At 39.4% G+C, this 302-nt stretch carries 1 pseudogene; it reads right to left on the minus strand.

The window, feature by feature from the left end:
• Positions 1-70: 70 nt before the first annotated feature.
• Positions 71-302 (minus strand): annotated as a pseudogene (locus D0T50_RS13675) (hypothetical protein); the annotation flags it as partial.

Genomic DNA, 302 nt, shown 5'->3' on the forward strand with positions numbered 1-302 from the left:
GTTTTTTACTTTACACTTTATAACCGCATAATGCGGAGAGGAAAAGCTATAAAAAGCAACAAAATTGCCTTCACTGAAGAGTACCCACCTCTATCCGTTGGTAACAATGGCGAGTGATGAAAACGGACGTGCCATTCTTGAAACTGGAATGGGAGATGTAATGGTAGCACAACAGTTTTTGGTTCTGTTTGTCTAGGTTCGAATCCTGGTAGGACAACAAATAAAAATCGCCCACACCTTTAAATGTAATATTGTCTATTTCGGGAGAAGAGATGGTTATCTTGAAGTTCTTCACGTTCCTT

Origin of the sequence: Bacteroides sp. 214 (genome assembly GCF_010501015.1) — a bacterium.
GTDB lineage: Bacteria > Bacteroidota > Bacteroidia > Bacteroidales > Bacteroidaceae > Bacteroides.